Origin of the sequence: Pigmentiphaga humi (assembly GCF_900606115.1) — a bacterium.
Classification (GTDB): Bacteria; Pseudomonadota; Gammaproteobacteria; order Burkholderiales; family Burkholderiaceae_B; genus Pigmentiphaga; species Pigmentiphaga humi.
In genome coordinates this window covers 14,872-30,029 of record NZ_UWPJ01000020.1, presented here as the reverse complement: position 1 = coordinate 30,029, position 15,158 = coordinate 14,872, and the positions used below count along the sequence as shown (strand labels likewise).

15 protein-coding genes are annotated in these 15,158 nt (G+C 65.8%); 9 read left to right on the top strand and 6 right to left on the bottom strand.

Translation table 11 applies throughout. The features are described from left to right. Positions 1-17: 17 nt before the first annotated feature. Both PIGHUM_RS13020 and PIGHUM_RS13015 read left to right on the top strand, forming a co-directional pair. Entirely contained in the window at positions 18-1,532 is a 1,515-nt protein-coding gene (locus tag PIGHUM_RS13020) for a S41 family peptidase (RefSeq protein ID WP_124080039.1), read from the top strand. Next, on the top strand, positions 1,529-2,284 hold the full coding sequence (locus PIGHUM_RS13015; RefSeq protein ID WP_124080038.1) for a HesA/MoeB/ThiF family protein: 756 nt from the start codon (positions 1,529-1,531) through the stop codon (positions 2,282-2,284). Before PIGHUM_RS13020 ends, PIGHUM_RS13015 begins: the two co-directional genes overlap by 4 nt. A gap of 51 nt (positions 2,285-2,335) precedes the next feature. On the opposite strand, the gene PIGHUM_RS13010 is transcribed toward PIGHUM_RS13015, so the two are convergent. Together PIGHUM_RS13010 and PIGHUM_RS13005 are read right to left on the bottom strand one after the other, a co-directional pair. Further along, positions 2,336-3,475 carry an alpha/beta hydrolase family protein gene (locus PIGHUM_RS13010; protein WP_124080037.1) on the bottom strand — a complete coding sequence of 380 codons (1,140 nt, stop codon included), beginning with the start codon at positions 3,473-3,475 and terminating at the stop codon, positions 2,336-2,338. Further along, the gene (locus PIGHUM_RS13005; protein ID WP_124080036.1) at positions 3,472-4,029 is read right to left on the bottom strand and encodes a VOC family protein; all 558 of its coding nucleotides are present in this window, start codon (positions 4,027-4,029) and stop codon (positions 3,472-3,474) included. Before PIGHUM_RS13005 ends, PIGHUM_RS13010 begins: the two co-directional genes overlap by 4 nt. 185 nt (positions 4,030-4,214) lie before the next feature. On the opposite strand from PIGHUM_RS13005, the gene PIGHUM_RS13000 reads away from it, so the two are divergent. From PIGHUM_RS13000 to PIGHUM_RS12990, 3 genes are read left to right on the top strand one after another with little or no spacing between them, the layout of a single operon-like run. Further along, positions 4,215-5,861 carry an FAD-dependent oxidoreductase gene (locus PIGHUM_RS13000; protein ID WP_124080035.1) on the top strand — a complete coding sequence of 549 codons (1,647 nt, stop codon included), beginning with the start codon at positions 4,215-4,217 and terminating at the stop codon, positions 5,859-5,861. Continuing rightward, positions 5,858-6,061 (top strand): DUF2783 domain-containing protein, encoded by a 204-nt coding sequence (locus PIGHUM_RS12995; RefSeq protein ID WP_124080034.1) that lies wholly within the window; start codon positions 5,858-5,860, stop codon positions 6,059-6,061. Before PIGHUM_RS13000 ends, PIGHUM_RS12995 begins: the two co-directional genes overlap by 4 nt. Beyond that, positions 6,058-7,011, top strand: a complete 954-nt coding sequence (locus PIGHUM_RS12990; RefSeq protein WP_124080033.1) for an MBL fold metallo-hydrolase — start codon at positions 6,058-6,060, stop codon at positions 7,009-7,011. Before PIGHUM_RS12995 ends, PIGHUM_RS12990 begins: the two co-directional genes overlap by 4 nt. A gap of 35 nt (positions 7,012-7,046) precedes the next feature. On the opposite strand, the gene PIGHUM_RS12985 is transcribed toward PIGHUM_RS12990, so the two are convergent. From PIGHUM_RS12985 to PIGHUM_RS12975, 3 genes are all read right to left on the bottom strand, one after another. Further along, positions 7,047-7,856: a helix-turn-helix transcriptional regulator gene (locus tag PIGHUM_RS12985; RefSeq protein WP_124080032.1), complete on the bottom strand. Its 810-nt coding sequence runs from the start codon at positions 7,854-7,856 to the stop codon at positions 7,047-7,049. A gap of 10 nt (positions 7,857-7,866) precedes the next feature. Further along, positions 7,867-8,844: a tripartite tricarboxylate transporter substrate binding protein gene (locus tag PIGHUM_RS12980; protein WP_124080031.1), complete on the bottom strand. Its 978-nt coding sequence runs from the start codon at positions 8,842-8,844 to the stop codon at positions 7,867-7,869. A 77-nt stretch (positions 8,845-8,921) separates the two neighbouring features. Beyond that, a complete protein-coding gene (locus PIGHUM_RS12975) occupies positions 8,922-9,905 on the bottom strand; it encodes an amidohydrolase family protein (protein ID WP_124080030.1) in 984 nt (327 codons plus the stop codon). Positions 9,906-9,998: 93 nt separating this feature from the next. Here PIGHUM_RS12975 and PIGHUM_RS12970 point away from each other — a divergent pair, with 93 nt between their 5' ends. Continuing rightward, a complete protein-coding gene (locus PIGHUM_RS12970) occupies positions 9,999-10,904 on the top strand; it encodes a LysR family transcriptional regulator (RefSeq protein WP_124080029.1) in 906 nt (301 codons plus the stop codon). Here the strand turns inward: PIGHUM_RS12970 and PIGHUM_RS12965 are convergent. Next, on the bottom strand, positions 10,901-12,271 hold the full coding sequence (locus PIGHUM_RS12965) for an HdeD family acid-resistance protein (RefSeq protein WP_124080028.1): 1,371 nt from the start codon (positions 12,269-12,271) through the stop codon (positions 10,901-10,903). The genes PIGHUM_RS12970 and PIGHUM_RS12965 overlap by 4 nt on opposite strands. Before the next feature lie 237 nt (positions 12,272-12,508). Between PIGHUM_RS12965 and PIGHUM_RS12960 the strand changes: the two genes are divergently transcribed. The 3 genes from PIGHUM_RS12960 to PIGHUM_RS12950 are packed head-to-tail and all read left to right on the top strand — an operon-like array spanning position 12,509 to position 15,125. Further along, positions 12,509-13,477, top strand: coding sequence for a Bug family tripartite tricarboxylate transporter substrate binding protein (locus PIGHUM_RS12960; protein WP_124080027.1), 969 nt, complete (start codon positions 12,509-12,511; stop codon positions 13,475-13,477). Between the two features lie 42 nt (positions 13,478-13,519). Continuing rightward, complete coding sequence (locus tag PIGHUM_RS12955) at positions 13,520-14,401, top strand: fumarylacetoacetate hydrolase family protein (RefSeq protein ID WP_124080026.1); 882 nt, start codon at positions 13,520-13,522, stop codon at positions 14,399-14,401. Beyond that, positions 14,391-15,125: a class II aldolase/adducin family protein gene (locus PIGHUM_RS12950; protein WP_124080025.1), complete on the top strand. Its 735-nt coding sequence runs from the start codon at positions 14,391-14,393 to the stop codon at positions 15,123-15,125. Before PIGHUM_RS12955 ends, PIGHUM_RS12950 begins: the two co-directional genes overlap by 11 nt. The last annotated feature ends 33 nt before the right edge of the window (positions 15,126-15,158 follow it).

Here is a 15,158-nt window from a genome sequence, read left to right as displayed (position 1 = left end):
GTGGCCCGGAGGAATACATGGGCAGCAAGAGTAAAGTTCGCAGTATCGGCCTGGTCGGTGTCGGCGTGGTCGCCGGCATCATGGTCAGCCTGGGCATCACAGCGGTCGCGCAGCGCGAAACGCGCGGCCCCCTGCCGCTCGAGGAGATCCGCCAGTTCTCCAATGTGTTCGCCACGATCAAGAACAATTACGTCGAACCGGTCGAAGACAAGAAACTGATCGACGGCGCCATCGCCGGCATGCTGTCCGACCTGGATCCGCACTCGGCCTACCTGGATGCCGACGCCTACCGGGAAATGCAGACCGTCACGCAGGGCGAGTTCGGCGGCCTGGGCATCGAGGTCGGCACCGAGGACGGCTTCGTCAAGGTCATCTCGCCCATCGAGGACACGCCCGCCGCGCGCGCCGGCGTGAAAGCCGGCGACCTGATCGTCAAGATCGACGACAAAACCACCAAAGGCCTGCTGCTCAACGACGCCGTCAAGCTGATGCGCGGCAAGCCCAAGACCTCGATCACGCTGACGCTGGTGCGCAAGAGCGAGCCCCAGCCCATCGTCGTGACCATCGAGCGCGACGTCATCAAGGTCCAGAGCGTGCGCAGCAAGACACTGGACAACGGCGTGGCCTTCGTGCGCATCGCCCAGTTCCAGGAACAGACCGGGGCCGACCTGGCCACCCACCTGGAGCGTCTGGGCAGGAACGGCACGCCCAAGGGCCTGGTGCTGGACCTGCGCAACGACCCGGGCGGCCTGCTGCACAGCGCCATCGGCGTCTCGGCGGCCTTCCTGCCGCAGAACTCGCTGGTGGTCTCCACCGACGGCCGCACGCCCGACGCCAAGCGCAAGTATGAGACCACGCCGGCCGACTACCTGCGCGGCGCCGACGACTACGTCAAGCGCCTGCCGGCCTGGACCAAGACCGTGCCCATGGTGGTGCTGGTCAACGCCGGCTCGGCCTCCGCTTCGGAAATCGTCGCCGGCGCGCTGCAGGACCAAAAGCGCGCCAAGGTACTGGGCGCCCAGACCTTCGGCAAGGGCTCGGTGCAGGTGATCCTGCCGATCTCGCGCGAATCCGCCATCAAGCTGACGACGTCGCGCTATTACACCCCGAGCGGCCGCTCCATCCAGGCCAAGGGCATCGTGCCGGACTTCTCGGTCACCGACACGCCCGACGGCGACCTGTACGAGCGCCCGCGCGAGGCCGACCTCGCGCGCCACCTGATGAACGACAAGGATCCCAACGACGAGCGCAAGTCGATCGCCCAGGATCCCGCCAAGGAAGCCGAGCGGCGCCAGCTCAAGCCCATCGAGTTCGGCAGCGCCGACGACTTCCAGCTGGCCCAGGCCCTGAACCTGCTGGCCGGCAAGCCGGTACAGCTGGCCAAGGCCGAGGACGTCGCCAAGGCCGCCGCCGAAGTCGCCGAACGCAACAAGACGCCTGCAGAGAAGGCCAAGGACGCCAAGGACGCAGCCAAGGAAACCGGCCCCGCCCAGACGCCGCCCGAGCAACCCGAGCCCGCTCCTGCGAAGTGAACGACGAGCAGTTGCTGCGCTATTCGCGCCATGTGCTGCTCGATGAAATCGGCATCGAAGGGCAACAGCGCCTCCTGGAGGCGCGCGCCCTGATCGTCGGCGCCGGCGGCCTCGGGTCGCCGGCGGCGTTCTATCTCGCCTCGGCCGGGCTGGGCACGCTGGTGCTGGCCGACGACGACACGGTCGACCTGACCAACCTGCAGCGCCAGATCCTGCACACGACCGAACGCGTGGGCCGCTACAAGGCCGAATCCGGCCGGCAGACCCTGCACGCCATCAATCCGGAAATCGAGGTCGTCGCGCTGACCGAGCGCCTGACGGGCGACGCGCTGTCCGCCCAGGTGGCGGCGGTGGACCTGGTGCTGGACTGCACCGACAACTTCGCGACGCGCCACGACATCAACCGCGCCTGTGTGCAGCACCGCAAGCCGCTGGTGTCGGGCGCCGCCATCCGTTTCGACGGCCAGGTCAGCGTATTCGACCTGCGCCAGGACGACGCGCCTTGCTACCACTGCCTGTTTCCCGACGCCGGCGAGGAAGTCGAGCCGGTCAACTGCGCCACCATGGGCGTGTTCGCGCCGCTGGTCGGCATCATTGGCGCCACCCAGGCGGCCGAGGCGCTCAAGCTGGTGGCCGGCGTGGGCGCGAGCCTGTCCGGCCGGCTGCTGATGCTGGACGCGTTGGCGATGAAATGGCACGAAGTGCGGGTCAGGCGCGACGCGCAGTGCCCCGTCTGCGGGGCGGCGCACTAAACTCCATGCCAGAAGGAACTTCGCAAGGCCCCGGCCTGGCGATACGGCCGCCTACCGCAGCACGGCGGCGTCGACCCAATCCCGTATCGCTTGTGCGCTGAGATCGATCAATTCCGGCTGGTTCGACAGATAGTGGTTGCCGCCGGCAACCGGCACTTCCGCCAATCTGTCTCCCGCCGCCTGCTTCCACAAGGCAGCCGTACTGGGAAAGGTCGAGGCGTCTGCGGTATGCGTCAGCAGCAATACCGGCACGGAAGTCCGAGCGATGTTGTCGGGACCGTCCGCCTGGGATCGGGACGACCATTGAGACAGCCAGGACCGCAGCGTACTGAGTCTGCCCATGGAATTGGCGCCATAGTTGACGGCCCGGGGATCGCCCCAGATCGACCCGGGCGCTCTGTCGTTGGCATCCAGCGATAAATCGACAAGGCGCGGATCCGCGTGCGTTCGATACACCAGGAATGTCTGGTCGGCAGGCATGTCCTTCTGGCAGCGTAGCCATGCGAGCCTTGCGTCGACCCATGCTTCGATCCGGTCGCGGCGCTGCAATTGCGCGGTTCTGAATCGTGCAACGAAGCCGCGATCCAGCGGCTCGCCATATGGCCGGGCATACAGGTCCAGGGCGGCATCCGTCAGGAAGGGATCGCGCTCGTCGACCACCGATGGATCGAGCCATTCGGCCAGTAATCGGGAGCGCCCTGCATGTGCAGCGGACAATGCCAGTCCGTCGGCGGGCGGCAGATCATCGGCGGACAAGTGCGTGGGCAGGCCGTCGGGATAGGTATGCGCGGTCAGGCATTCCGCCTGGGCCTGGTAGAAGCTCGCCAGCGCCGCTCCCCCGGAGTTCCCGATCAACACGATCTTGCGATAGCCCCGGCCGCGCAGCGCCTTCACCCCCGCGCCGAGATCCTGCAAAACCTGCTCCATGAGCAGCATGGTGTCGTTGCCTGCGTATCGGGAATTGAGTCCCAGGCAGGCTATGCCGCGCTGGGCCAGCGGCCCCAGCAGGTAATGCGCCATGAAATTCGACGTAGGGTGCATGACGATGGCCGCAACGGCGCGATCGTCTTCCCCGGGAACGGCCAGCGCTCCGAAAATCCGGGGCCGGAGGTTCTGCAACCCGCTCTGGCTCTCCATATGAACGCCCGGACGGACATCCAGCGTAAGCAATTCGATCTGGTAGGGCTTCATGGTTGGGTAGTCGACGGGTTGGTGGCTGCTGCGGGTAGATTCCGACGGATCGCTGTCCAGCCGGCGAGGTCGTCATGCGCCCGGGCGGCAAGCGCCAGCATGTGCGTGGCGCTCACTGCCGAGGTGGTCAATTCGACGCGCAATCCGTTGGGATCGAAGAAATAGATCGACTCGATGATGTGGTGGTCGGTGACCCCGAGCACCTCCACCCCATGGTGTTCCAACCTTTCCTTCATGCTTTTGAGGGCAGCGCGGGATTCGACCCGCAGGGCGATGTGATTGACCCAGGACGGCGTATTGGGAGAAGGAAGCGCCGCCGTATCGTCGCCCAGATCGAAAAAGGCGATGTATGCACCGTCGGTCATCTGGAAAAAGATATGCACGTACGGGCAGTACTCGCCGGTGGACGGCACATAGTCTTGGCGGATCACATGAACGAGCGGCAGGCCGAGCACCGTCTCGTAGAAATGGCGGGTTTCTTCCGCGTCCCGGCAGCGCCAGGCGAAGTGATGCAAGCCCAGGACAGGCGGGATATCGGGAACATGCGTCGTCATGGCAGGCGAGCTCCATAGATTCTGCGGCCGGAAGCGGCCTCAGGGCATGGATTCTGCCCATGTCGTCGCCATCGGTCTGTCCTCAACAATCAGGACACGGGACCTGTCGTGAATCTTGAGGACAGACAGCCTGCCGGCGCTCTCCTAACCTGCGGCGTAACGCAACTTTGCAGGAGCCCTGCGTCATGTCCGCCAGCAGGTACGAACTTCCCGTCTATCCGTTTCATCGTCCCGCAGAACTGGATGGCGCTCAACTACGGCACCCGGTCGTCGTCATCGGGGCAGGGCTGGCCGGCCTGACCATGGCGGCGGATCTCTCGCTGCGCGGCATTCCGGTAATCGTGCTGGACGATGACGATACGGTAGGCGTGCGCGGCGCGTCCAGCCGCGGGATCTGCTATGCGCAGCGCAGCCTGGAGATCTTCGATCGTTTGGGCATTGCCGGGCGGATACTGGAAAAAGGCGTCACCTGGTCCATCGCCCGCACGCTTTCGGGCCGCGACACGCTCTACACGCTGGACCTGGCCCGCCAAAGCGCATCGCGCATGCCGCCATTCGTGAACATCCAGCAGTTCTACGTCGAGTGGTACCTGGTCGACCGCCTGGCGGAACTGGGAAACGCGGAAATCCGCTGGAAGAACCGCGTGACCGGCATCGACTGCCGCGCGGACCATAGCGTGCTGACGGTGGACACGCCCGAAGGCCGCTATCGCATGCAGGCAGAATGGGTCATCGATGCCGAAGGCGTCCACAGCACCGTGCGGGAAAGCCTGGGCCTGCCTCTGGACAAGGAGTTGGGCAGCGATCGTTGGTGTATCACCGACGTACGATTCCGGCAGGATCCCGCTGCGGAACGGTGGACCTGGGTGGACGCCCCGTTCAACGAAGGCCGCGCGGTCTGGCGGCACCTGATGGCCGACAGCGTCTGGCGCCTGGATTTCCAGATGGACCCCGACTCCGATCCCAAGGAAGTCAGCCGCCACGAGGTGGCGGAGCAACGGGTGCGGGCGATGCTGGGCCCGGACGCCGACTTCGAGATCGTATGGGTCGGTCCATACGCCTATCGCACCCAGTTGCTGAAGGAGTTCAGGCACCGGCGCGTGTTCTTCATAGGCGATGCCGCGCATGTCACCAGCCCCTTCGGCGCGCGCGGCGGCAACAGCGGGATCCAGGACGCTGACAATCTGGCCTGGAAATTGGCGCAGGTCATCAATAGCCGCTGCAACGAGAACCTGCTCGACTCGTACTGCGAGGAACGGCGCGCCGCGGCCGAGGCGAACATCCGCATCACCCGGCGCAGCGGCCGCTTCATCCGGCCCCAAAGCCGAGCGGAACATGTCTTGCGGCAAGCGGTGCTTGACCTGAGCCGACGCTTTCCCTTCGCCCAGGCGCTTCTGAACACGGGCCGGCTCTGCACTCCCCACGACTATGCGGGTATGTCGCGCCTCGGCACAGGCGCATACGCCGGCCGCGCAATGCCGGACTTCACACTGCAAGGCAAGAGCGGGCCCACCAGCCTCACCGCCGTGCTGCGCGAGGCGGGCAACCGGCTGCTGCTGCTCGCCAACGACACCGGACCCGCGGCGTGCCGCTATCTTCGCACGCTCGAATCGGAACTGCCGGTGCGCGTCGCGTTCGTGGCAGGCAGCGAAGGCGAACTGCAGGATCCGCATGACTACCTATCGGCCCTGGTCGGCGCGCGAGCCGGACAGGTCGCCGTCATACGCCCGGACTCCCATCTTGCCGGCGTGGCCGCCGATCCAGGCCATGCCGCATCGCTGGTGCGCCACGCGCTTGCGTTCCCCACCCCATCTTCCCCGGAGACACCATGACAGCCAGAAGCGATTTGCACATACAGGCCCCCGACGACTTCTACGAACAGCTCGTGGCAGCTCATTCAGGGCTTGCGCCGGAACAAAGCGAGGCGTTCAACGCCCGGCTGGTCCTTTGCCTTGCCAACCAGATAGGCGCTGCCGAGACGCTGCGCGCATGTCTCGCCATGGCCGCCTTGGGCGAAGGAGAACAGGCATGAACCCTGTTTCCTTCGCCTCCGAATCGGATACCAGGGAGCAGCACGGACGCCTGGTCGAACTGGGCAACGATGTCTTCGGATTCATGAGCGACTCCGATCCGAACTGTGGCTTCATCGTCGGCGACGACGCAGTGCTGCTGGTCGATACGCGGGCCACTCCGGCCCTGGCCAGAGAATTGCGATCGGCCGTCCGTTCGGTCACCGACAAGCCCATACGCTACCTGTTCCTCACTCACTACCATGCCGTTCGGGTACTGGGAGCGGCCGAATTCGGCGAAGCAACCATTATCAGCAGCGCTCAGACCCGCCAATGGATCCTGGAGCGCGGGCAAGCCGATTTCGATTCGGAATTGGGCAGGTTCCCTCGCCTCTTTGCCAACGTGGAGGAGGTCCCGGGGCTGACCATGCCCCACCTGACGTTCGATGGCGGCATGAGCCTGTGGTTCGGACAACGCGAGATCCAACTGATGCGTTTTGGCGCCGGCCACTCCTACGGCGACTCCGTTTGCTGGCTGCCCGGCGACAAGATCCTCTTCACCGGCGACCTCGTGGAAAACCGTTGCGGGGTCTACGCCGGAGACGGCTACCTGCAGGCCTGGAGCGGCACATTGCAACAGCTGCGCAACCTCGACGCCGAGGTTGCCGTTCCCGGCCGCGGGGCGGCGCTCATCGGCGCCGCGCAGGTCAGGGACGCCATCGACGGGACCCGCGGATTCCTGGACACCATACTGGCCCATGCCCGCAGCAGCCTGGATAACGGCGAATCGCTACGGACCTGCTACGAGAAAACGCTGGCCGCCATGAAGCCGTCATACGGAGATTGGCCGGTATTCCAGCATGTGCTGCCGTTCGACGTGGCCAGAGCGATGGAGGAACTTTCGGGGGGAGAACATCCCACGGTATGGACGGCGGAAAGAGACCGTGAATTGTGGGATCTGCTGCATGGATGATTGCATGAGGCGCGGATAGGTCCAGGCGCGGCTTTTCATCGAGAAGCCGTGGCCTGCTCCAGCTCATCCAGGTTTCCCCCGAGCAATTCGAGCAATCCCCGCTGCCCGCGTATCCCGAGACGCTGGCACGCACGGTTCTTGTAGGTATTGACCGTGGAAACCTCCAACCGCAGTTCGCGGGCGATCTGCTTGGCCGTCCAGCCATGGCAGCATCGAGCCAATACCTGCCGTTCCCGTTCCGACAGCGTAGCGCTGAGCCTCTGGTAGCGCAGACGCGGTTCGGCCATTGCGCGCAGCCGCGCGATCAGGCGATGCTTCGATACCAGCATCAGCAGGTCGGCGGCCATGTGCCGCATCGATTCGATCTCGCGCTCGGCGAAACCGCCATTCGGGACACAGCGATACAGGTTCAGCGATATCGCCCTTCCCTCGCTTGCCGTCGCCAGGGTACATCGCTGGGCGATGGCAAGGTCTTCGTAGCAGCGCGCGCGGTATTCCGCTACCGCCACCTCGTGGCTGGACTGCAGCACCATAGCGCAGCTGGACGGGCTTCCGCGCATGACTGCATCCACGCTGTCGAACCGATAGAAGCCCTTGCTCACGTAGCACATCCCGGCCTGGTATGCGCCATTGCCGGAAATGCTGGCGGCTTCGAGCGTGCATCCGCCGCCGTCGAGCCGGCGATCGATGATGGACAGGTGCTGCACCGGCCCCCATGCCTGAATCTCCGCCAGCATTGCCGCCGGCAATGCATGGTCCCCGAGGGCGGCCGCCGCCCGCATGCCCCATGGCAGGCCTCGAACGCTCTCATCGCGCTCGCCCGCATCGACCAGCCAGCAGTCCACTATGCCCTCGCTAATCGGCGATCACGCCTGCCGCGTGGATGATTTCCGACCACTTTCGCGTCTCGGACTGCAGCCGGTCGCGCATCGTCGCCGCCTCGATCGGGTCTGCGTCGAAACTCAGCTTGGAAAGCGCCGCCACCGTCTCCGGATTTCTCAGAACTTTGCCGATGGCCTCGTTCAGCACTTGCACCACAGGCGCGGGCAGGCCGCCAGGACCCATCAATGCCCACCAGGTGCCCAGATCCGTCTCGTGAACGGGATACCCGGCCTCCGCGAAGGTCGGCACCTCGGGCAGGTAGGCCGAACGCTTGGCACCCGTCACCGCCAGCGCCTTCAATTTGCCCGCCCCGACCAGATTCTGCACGCTCCCTATCGAAGCGAACATCATGTCCACCTGGCCGCCCATCAGGTCCGTCATCGCCGGCGCCGTTCCCTTGTAAGGAACTTGCATGACCTGGATTCCGACGGTGCGCTTGAACGCCTCGGGAAACAGGTGGGTGGGATTGCCATTGCCGGCCGAAGCATAGGTCAGTTTGCCGGGGCTGGCCTTCGCAGCCGCCACCAGGCTGGCGAGCGACGCATGGCCGGCGGCCCCAGGGTTGACCAGCAACGCCAGCGGGGACAAAGCGACGGAAGAAATGGGCGTCAGATCCTTGATCGGATCGAAAGGCATGTTCCTGAACAGGCTGGGATTGGTGGCGAGGTTGAGCCCATCGAGCAGCAGCGTATAGCCATCGGGCGCAGCGCGAGCGACGAGCGCGCCGCCGATATTGCCGCTGCCGCCCGGACGGTTTTCGATAACGACCGGCTGGCCCAATACGCCGCTCAGCCGCTGCCCGACTTCGCGCGCAAGGATATCCGTCGCGCCGCCCGGGGTATACGGCACGATCAGCCGTATCGGTTTGTCCGGATACGTGCTCGCCGCGGCGAGCCCCATACCCAGGCACATGATTGCGCCGGCCAAGCCGGCAATGGTCATCCTCTTCATGTCGTCTCCTCAATCACCATGCCGGTTGTGACCGGCTTTCTGCCATTCCGCCGCCCTTGGACGGCCACCCCACGTTCTCAGAACCCGAAAATCCGCTGCGCATTGCGCCCGCGCACGAGCTGGCGCGCGGGTTCCGGCAAGGCATCGACCCGCGCCAGGCAACTCTGCATATCGCCGATGTTGTGTGGATAATCGGAGCCGTACAGAACATTCTCTGCACCGCACACACTCACGCACATCTCCAGCGCGTCCTGGCGGAATACGACGGCATCGACCAGTATGCGGCGCATGTACGCGCTAGGCGGCTGTTCGATTCGGGCGGCGCATGCCGGGATTCGCTCATGGCAGATATCGAGCCTGCCAACCAGGTAGGGCAAGGCCCCGCCTCCATGGGCGGCGATCATGTGCAGCTTCTGGTACCGATCGAAGAATCCGTCGTAGATGCAGCGGGCAATCGCCAGCGACGTGTCAAAGCAGAAGCCCAAAGGCGGCGCCAGGTTATAGGTGGCCATGTCCATCATCGCCACACCGGGAGGCGCCGTGGGATGCACCAGCACAGGCAGGGCAAGATCGTCGATGGCACGCCATACCGGAGCGAACAATGGATCGGTCAGAGAGGCTCCATCGATGTTGGCGATCACCATCACCCCCGAAGCTCCCGAGGCATGAGCGCGCTTCAGCTCTGCGACGGCGAGATCCGGATACTGCCAGGGAATCGTGGCAAAGAACCGGATCCGGTCCGGATACGCTCGCCGGGCCGCGGCCAGCTCATCGTTCATCGTTCGCGCTGCCAGCAGGCTGACCTCTGGCCCGCCGAAAAAACAGCTTGGCGCAGTCAGCGAAACGACCGACACATCCACTCCCGCCGCGTCCATGTTCCGGATGCGGGCTTCGTAGTCGAACATGTTGCGGTTCAACGTGAAAAAAGGCGCCCCGTCGCAAAGAATCAACGGCAGATCCGCTGTTTCCCTGAACTGGTACTTAGTCCCGCCATGATCGCGCAGCAGCTTCAGCCACGCCTCACTGACCATATGCGTATGCACATCGATTACCGGACTCATCTCTTGCCTACCGTGACATTGACAGGCCGCATTACACGCCATGATCTTTCACAATAAAATCGAAATATATTTTCGATCTCGCAAATTTTTTTTATGAATATCACGCTGCGCCAAGTACGTGCATTCGTCCACGTCTATCAACTGGGCAGCCTGACCCGGGCTGCCGCCAGAATGTCGCTGACCCAGGCTGCGGTCAGCGTCCTGGTGCGGCAATTCGAAGAGGAGCTCGGGGTGCGCCTATTCGACCGCACCACACGCACGCTCAAGCCCACTCAGGCGGCCGTCGATGCGCTCGGCCCTGCGCTCGACGTGCTGGCAGGCGTCGACAGGCTGGGCAACAGCGCTCGCGGCACGTTGGAGCGCACCCGCGGCAGGGTCACATTCGCCGCGACGCCGGCTGCGGCGGCGGCTTTCCTGCCCGCCGTGCTGAAAACCTTCGCGGCCGACTTCCCGGCAATCAGCGTCACCATGCGCGACATGGCTCCTCGGGATCTGGTGGATAGCGTCGTCGATGAAGCCGTGGAATTCAGCATAGGAACACCCGGGCGGCGCTCGCGGGAGGTAGCGCTGGAACCACTCATCGCCGACTACCTATGCCTGATCTGCCGGCGCGACTCCCCCTTGTCCTCGCGACGGTCCATGAAGTGGAAGGCGATCGAAGGCCTGACGACCATAGCCGGCCCGCGCGGCAGCGGTATCCGCGATCTGATCGAAGACAGTCTGGGCGCGGCGGGCGTCGAGTTCTCGCCTACCTACGAAGCCGAATACCTGTCCACCGCATTGGCCATGACGGAGCAAGGCCTGGGTGTTGCCATCCTGCCTTCCTATCTGGTCGATTTACGGGAATTATTCGCCATCAAGCTGACAGAACCCGTCATCGCCCGTGATCTGTTCATCGTCACCAAGAAGGGACGATCTCTCTCGCCCGCAGCCGAGAGCCTGATCGCCACCATGAAGGCGCATGTAGGCACACTGAGCAGCCGGCCTGCCCGCGCTTAGGAGCGCGGCTTGTGCGCCGCCTGATCCTCGCGGCGCCAGCGGGCGCGCAGCCGGGACATCTGCCGCAGCGCCGACTGCAACATCTTCCACCAGCCGAACGGCCGCGGGTCGGCCAGCATGCTCAAGGCGCGCGCGTAGTCGAGCGTCAGCCCGGGCGTCCAGGCCATGGTCAGCGCGCGCTGGCGGATCTGCGCCGCCACCCACAACTCGGGCGTCATCAGCAGCCGCAGCAGCACGCCCCATCCTGCCTCCGGTCCGTGCAGGCGACCGACCACGCCTTCCAGCGCGGCCTCCAGCGCGCCCGACACGGTGCTGGAGCAGTTGCGGTGGGTCAGGTTGTAGACCTTGAGCTCGCGGCAGCTTTCCCAATGGGCCCGCAGCTTGCCCGCGTCGTAGTTGCGGATGCGCACCTGCACGTTGGAAGGCCGCCATGCCTGGGCCTCGGTAGCGTAGTCGGGCTGGAATACGCCGGGCACGTTGTTCTCTTCGGTGGCCCGCAGGAGATTGCCGAATTCGTCCGGGGAGCGGTCGATCTCCACGCCCGGATACAGGCTGATGTAGATGCCTTCCGGCGCCTCGAGCGCGGCATGGCCGGTCGAGACCACGCCATTGACGTCGACCGCCACGATGTAGCGGCCGACCACGGGATAGTTGCGCGTCTCGGTGCGCGCCGAGCCGGAAGGCGTCCAGACGTGCACGGTGAGCGCGTGCTCGGTCGCTTCCGGCGGGCCGTCCCACACTTTGCGCGGCACAGGCATTTCCGTGCCGGTCGGGCGCAGCTCGAGATTGCGGCTGGACAGGAAGGCCGGATTGGAGTCCAGGTTCTTGGCCCGCCAGGACAAGGACAGCAGCTTGAGCCCGGCGAAAGCCAGGAACAGGCCCATGCAATAGGGCAGCGTTCCCGCATAATGGGTGGGATAGGGCTGGAAGAAGAAGATCGCCATCAGGATTTCCAGCACGCCCCATGCGAATACGTAGCGCCAGCGCGGATAGCGCACGACGTAGCCGGCCAGGCACTGGATCAGCCCGTCGAGCAGGAACAGCAGCCCGAAGATCATCGACAGCACGAAGTTGCCGTGGTGCTGCCCCGCCAGGATCAGCCCGCCGGCCAGCAGGACGAACAGGCCCTTCGTATAGCGCAGCACGCGTTGTCCGCCGACGCCGCTGTGCGCGATGGCCAGCGTGGCCAGGCCCTCGACCACGAACAGGATCGCGAACAATCCGATGGGAAAGTAGCGCACGCCGTCGAGCGCATCGACGATCATCGCCGCCCCCGCCAGCAGGAACACGATGCCGGCGGCGGCCAGCGCGCGCCAGCGATGGCGCAGGTAGTCAGCGCCCAACAGGACCAGAATCAGATGTGTCATCGCTGCCGCCTCCTTCCAGCGCTCTGCGCCTGGGCGCGCTGATCATACATCACGCCCGTGACGCGCCCGCGGCTGCTTAACCATCCGATCAACCCGAGTACAGATTTATTCAATAGACGCTCCCTTGCCGCAATGCAACCATCTCCGCCGTCAACGACACCCGATACGAACCGCGGGCCGTCGCCGGCGCCGGAGAGCGCCAGAACGGCCCTGCCCTGCAAGCAGGGAGGAGACACCATGAAAATACTATCGCCCGGCATCCGCCGCACGGCCGCGCTGGTGCTGGCCACGGCCTGCGCCTCGGCAGGCGCACAGCAGTTCCCCGCCCGCTCCATTGAACTGTACGTCGCTTTCGGGCCAGGCGGGGCCGGCGACGTGGTGGCGCGCATCGTCGCCAAGAAGGTGGCCGAGAACATCGGCCAGGCCGTGGTGATCGACAACAAGCCCGCTCCCATGGTGGCGCCGGTGGCGGTTGCCAAGGCCAAGCCCGACGGCTACACGCTGCTGATGGCGGGCAGCGGCACGGCGCTGACCGACTCGCTGTTCAAGCGGCTGCCGTACAGCCTGATGGGCGACTTCAAGCATGTCTCGACCATGGCGTCGTTCGACTTCGCGTTCATCACCGACGCCGGCTCGCCATTCAAGACGGTCGCCGACGTGGTCGCCTATGCCAAGGCCAATCCCGGCGCGCTCAACATCGCCACCTCGCGCCTGGGCAGCACGCTGCACCTCGCGGCCGAAATGTTCAAGTCGGCCACCGGCATCGAGGCCGTGATCGTGCCCTACAAGACCACCGGCGAAATCATCGCCGCGCTGCGCTCCAAGGCCGTGCAGGTGGGCTTCGAGATCCTGCCCGGCGTCAATGCGCAGATCGAGCAGAAGCTGCTGCGGCCCATCGCCGTCACCTCGCGCCAGCGCTTCCCGGGACTGCCCGAGGTGCCGACCATCGCCGAGAGCGGCTATCCCGGCTACGAAGCCAGCTCCTGGAACGGCATCAGCGTGCCGGCGGCCACGCCCGCACCGGTGATCGAGCGCCTGTCGCGGGAATTCAACGCCGCGGTGGCCTCGCCGGAGGTGCAGAAAGAGCTGATCGCGCTGGGCGTGCGGCCCGAAGCCAGCACGCCGGAACAGATGACCGCGCGCATGCAGCAGGACATCGACAAATGGCGCGCCACCCTTGCCAAGGTCGGCATCGAACCGCAATAGGGCGCCGCGGCGGCCGCCCGGTTTCTCTGGAGTCAGCAAGCAATGAAGATTTGTCGTTTCAACGATGGCGAACCGGGGCTGGTGGACGGCGACGCCGTCTATCCCCTGCGCGCGCCGCTGGTCGCAGCCGGACTCATCGCGCCCCATGCGGGCATGAACGAGGTCGTCGGCGTGCTGGCGACCCACCCCGGCGCGGCCGAAGCGCTGGCGGCGGCCCGCCGCGGCGCGCCGCTGGCCGGCGGCTCGGTGCGCCTGCTGACGCCGCTGGATGCGCCGCCCGCGATCTGGGCGGCGGCGGCCAACTACGACTCGCACCAGGCCGAGATGAAAGAGCGCGTGGGCGCCTACGACCGCACCCGGATGAGCGGCGACGACCTGATGGCCGAGATTTTCCTCAAGCCCGCCTCGTCCCTGGTCGGCCCGGACGGCACCGTGCTGCTGCCGCGCGTTGCGCGCCACGTCGACTTCGAATGCGAACTGTGCGCGGTAATCGGCCGGCCGGCGCGCAAGGTGAGCGCCGAGGCGGCGCTGGACTACATCTACGGCTACACCATGTGCTGGGACATCAGCGTGCGCGACCCCTGGGGCCGCCAGCGCAACACGCGCAACATCCGCAAGGGCTTCGACACCTTCTGCGGCGTCGGCCCGTGGATCGTGACCCGCGACGAGATCGCCGAACCGCAGGATCTTCATATCGAGGTCCGGCAGAACGGCAGCACCGTCATGCAGGCGCACACGCGCGACATGATCAACGGCCTGCGCGACCTGATCCGCTTCCTGTCCAGCGTGACCACGCTGCAGCCCGGTACGCTGATCACCACCGGCACGCCGGCCGGCGTCTCGCAGCTGGCCGATGGTGACCGGCTGGTCGGCAGCATCACGGGCATCGGAACGATGACGCTGCACGTTCGCGATGAATCCTGACCCCGCCCCCCTGCTCGCCAAGGCGGCCCAGGGCTGGCGCTTCCTGTACCGGCGCGGCTTCATCGAAGGCTTCGGCCACCTGGCGGTACGCCTTCCCGGGGCCGACCGCTTCATGGTGACGCGCCATTCGCTGGGGTGCGATGCCGGCCCCGAGGATTTCGTCACCCTGGATTTCCATGGCCGCAAGCTCGCCGGCCACGGCGACGCGCCCGGCGAATTTCCCATCCACCTCGAAGTGCTGGCGGCCCGGCCCGACGTCGGCTGCGTGATCCACTACCACGGCATGCACTCGACCGCCTTCACCACCAGCGGGCATGCGCTGCGGCCCATACACCTGATGGGCACGCTGTTCCACGACGGCATTCCCGTCCACCCCGACCCGCGCCTGGTCAACGACCGCCCGCGCGGCGCCGCGCTGGCGCGCACGCTGGGCCCGCATCGCGCGGTGCTGATGTGCGCCCACGGCGCCACCATCACCGGCGCCACGGTGGAAGAAGCCGTGGCGGGCGCCTTTCTGTTCGAGGAGAACGCCCGGCGCGCCTGGCTGAGCGCCAGCCTGGGCAGCCCGCAATGGCTGCCCGCCGAGCTGGCGGCCCAGGCCGGCGAGGAGCTGCTGCGCACGCGCGGACCGTTCCGCCGCGTCTGGGCCATGGTCGAGGCCGAAGACGCCGACGCCCGAACGCGACCCTCCGAATCCATCACAGACCTGCCCCGCCAGGCTTGAAGCCGGCGCAACAGGCCCACCCGCCGCACCGCG

Bases quoted from the DNA above. Each gene is read 5' to 3' on its own strand.
- PIGHUM_RS12980 (WP_124080031.1), bottom strand. From the start codon at position 8,844: ATGAAGAGGATGACCATTGCCGGCTTGGCCGGCGCAATCATGTGCCTG.
- PIGHUM_RS12950 (WP_124080025.1), top strand. From the start codon at position 14,391: ATGAATCCTGACCCCGCCCCCCTGCTCGCCAAGGCGGCCCAGGGCTGG.
- PIGHUM_RS13005 (WP_124080036.1), bottom strand. From the start codon at position 4,029: ATGACGACGCATGTTCCCGATATCCCGCCTGTCCTGGGCTTGCATCAC.
- PIGHUM_RS12960 (WP_124080027.1), top strand. From the start codon at position 12,509: ATGAAAATACTATCGCCCGGCATCCGCCGCACGGCCGCGCTGGTGCTG.
- PIGHUM_RS12955 (WP_124080026.1), top strand. From the start codon at position 13,520: ATGAAGATTTGTCGTTTCAACGATGGCGAACCGGGGCTGGTGGACGGC.
- PIGHUM_RS12995 (WP_124080034.1), top strand. From the start codon at position 5,858: ATGACAGCCAGAAGCGATTTGCACATACAGGCCCCCGACGACTTCTAC.
- PIGHUM_RS12965 (WP_124080028.1), bottom strand. From the start codon at position 12,271: ATGACACATCTGATTCTGGTCCTGTTGGGCGCTGACTACCTGCGCCAT.
- PIGHUM_RS13020 (WP_124080039.1), top strand. From the start codon at position 18: ATGGGCAGCAAGAGTAAAGTTCGCAGTATCGGCCTGGTCGGTGTCGGC.
- PIGHUM_RS12990 (WP_124080033.1), top strand. From the start codon at position 6,058: ATGAACCCTGTTTCCTTCGCCTCCGAATCGGATACCAGGGAGCAGCAC.
- PIGHUM_RS13010 (WP_124080037.1), bottom strand. From the start codon at position 3,475: ATGAAGCCCTACCAGATCGAATTGCTTACGCTGGATGTCCGTCCGGGC.
- PIGHUM_RS12975 (WP_124080030.1), bottom strand. From the start codon at position 9,905: ATGAGTCCGGTAATCGATGTGCATACGCATATGGTCAGTGAGGCGTGG.
- PIGHUM_RS13000 (WP_124080035.1), top strand. From the start codon at position 4,215: ATGTCCGCCAGCAGGTACGAACTTCCCGTCTATCCGTTTCATCGTCCC.
- PIGHUM_RS12970 (WP_124080029.1), top strand. From the start codon at position 9,999: ATGAATATCACGCTGCGCCAAGTACGTGCATTCGTCCACGTCTATCAA.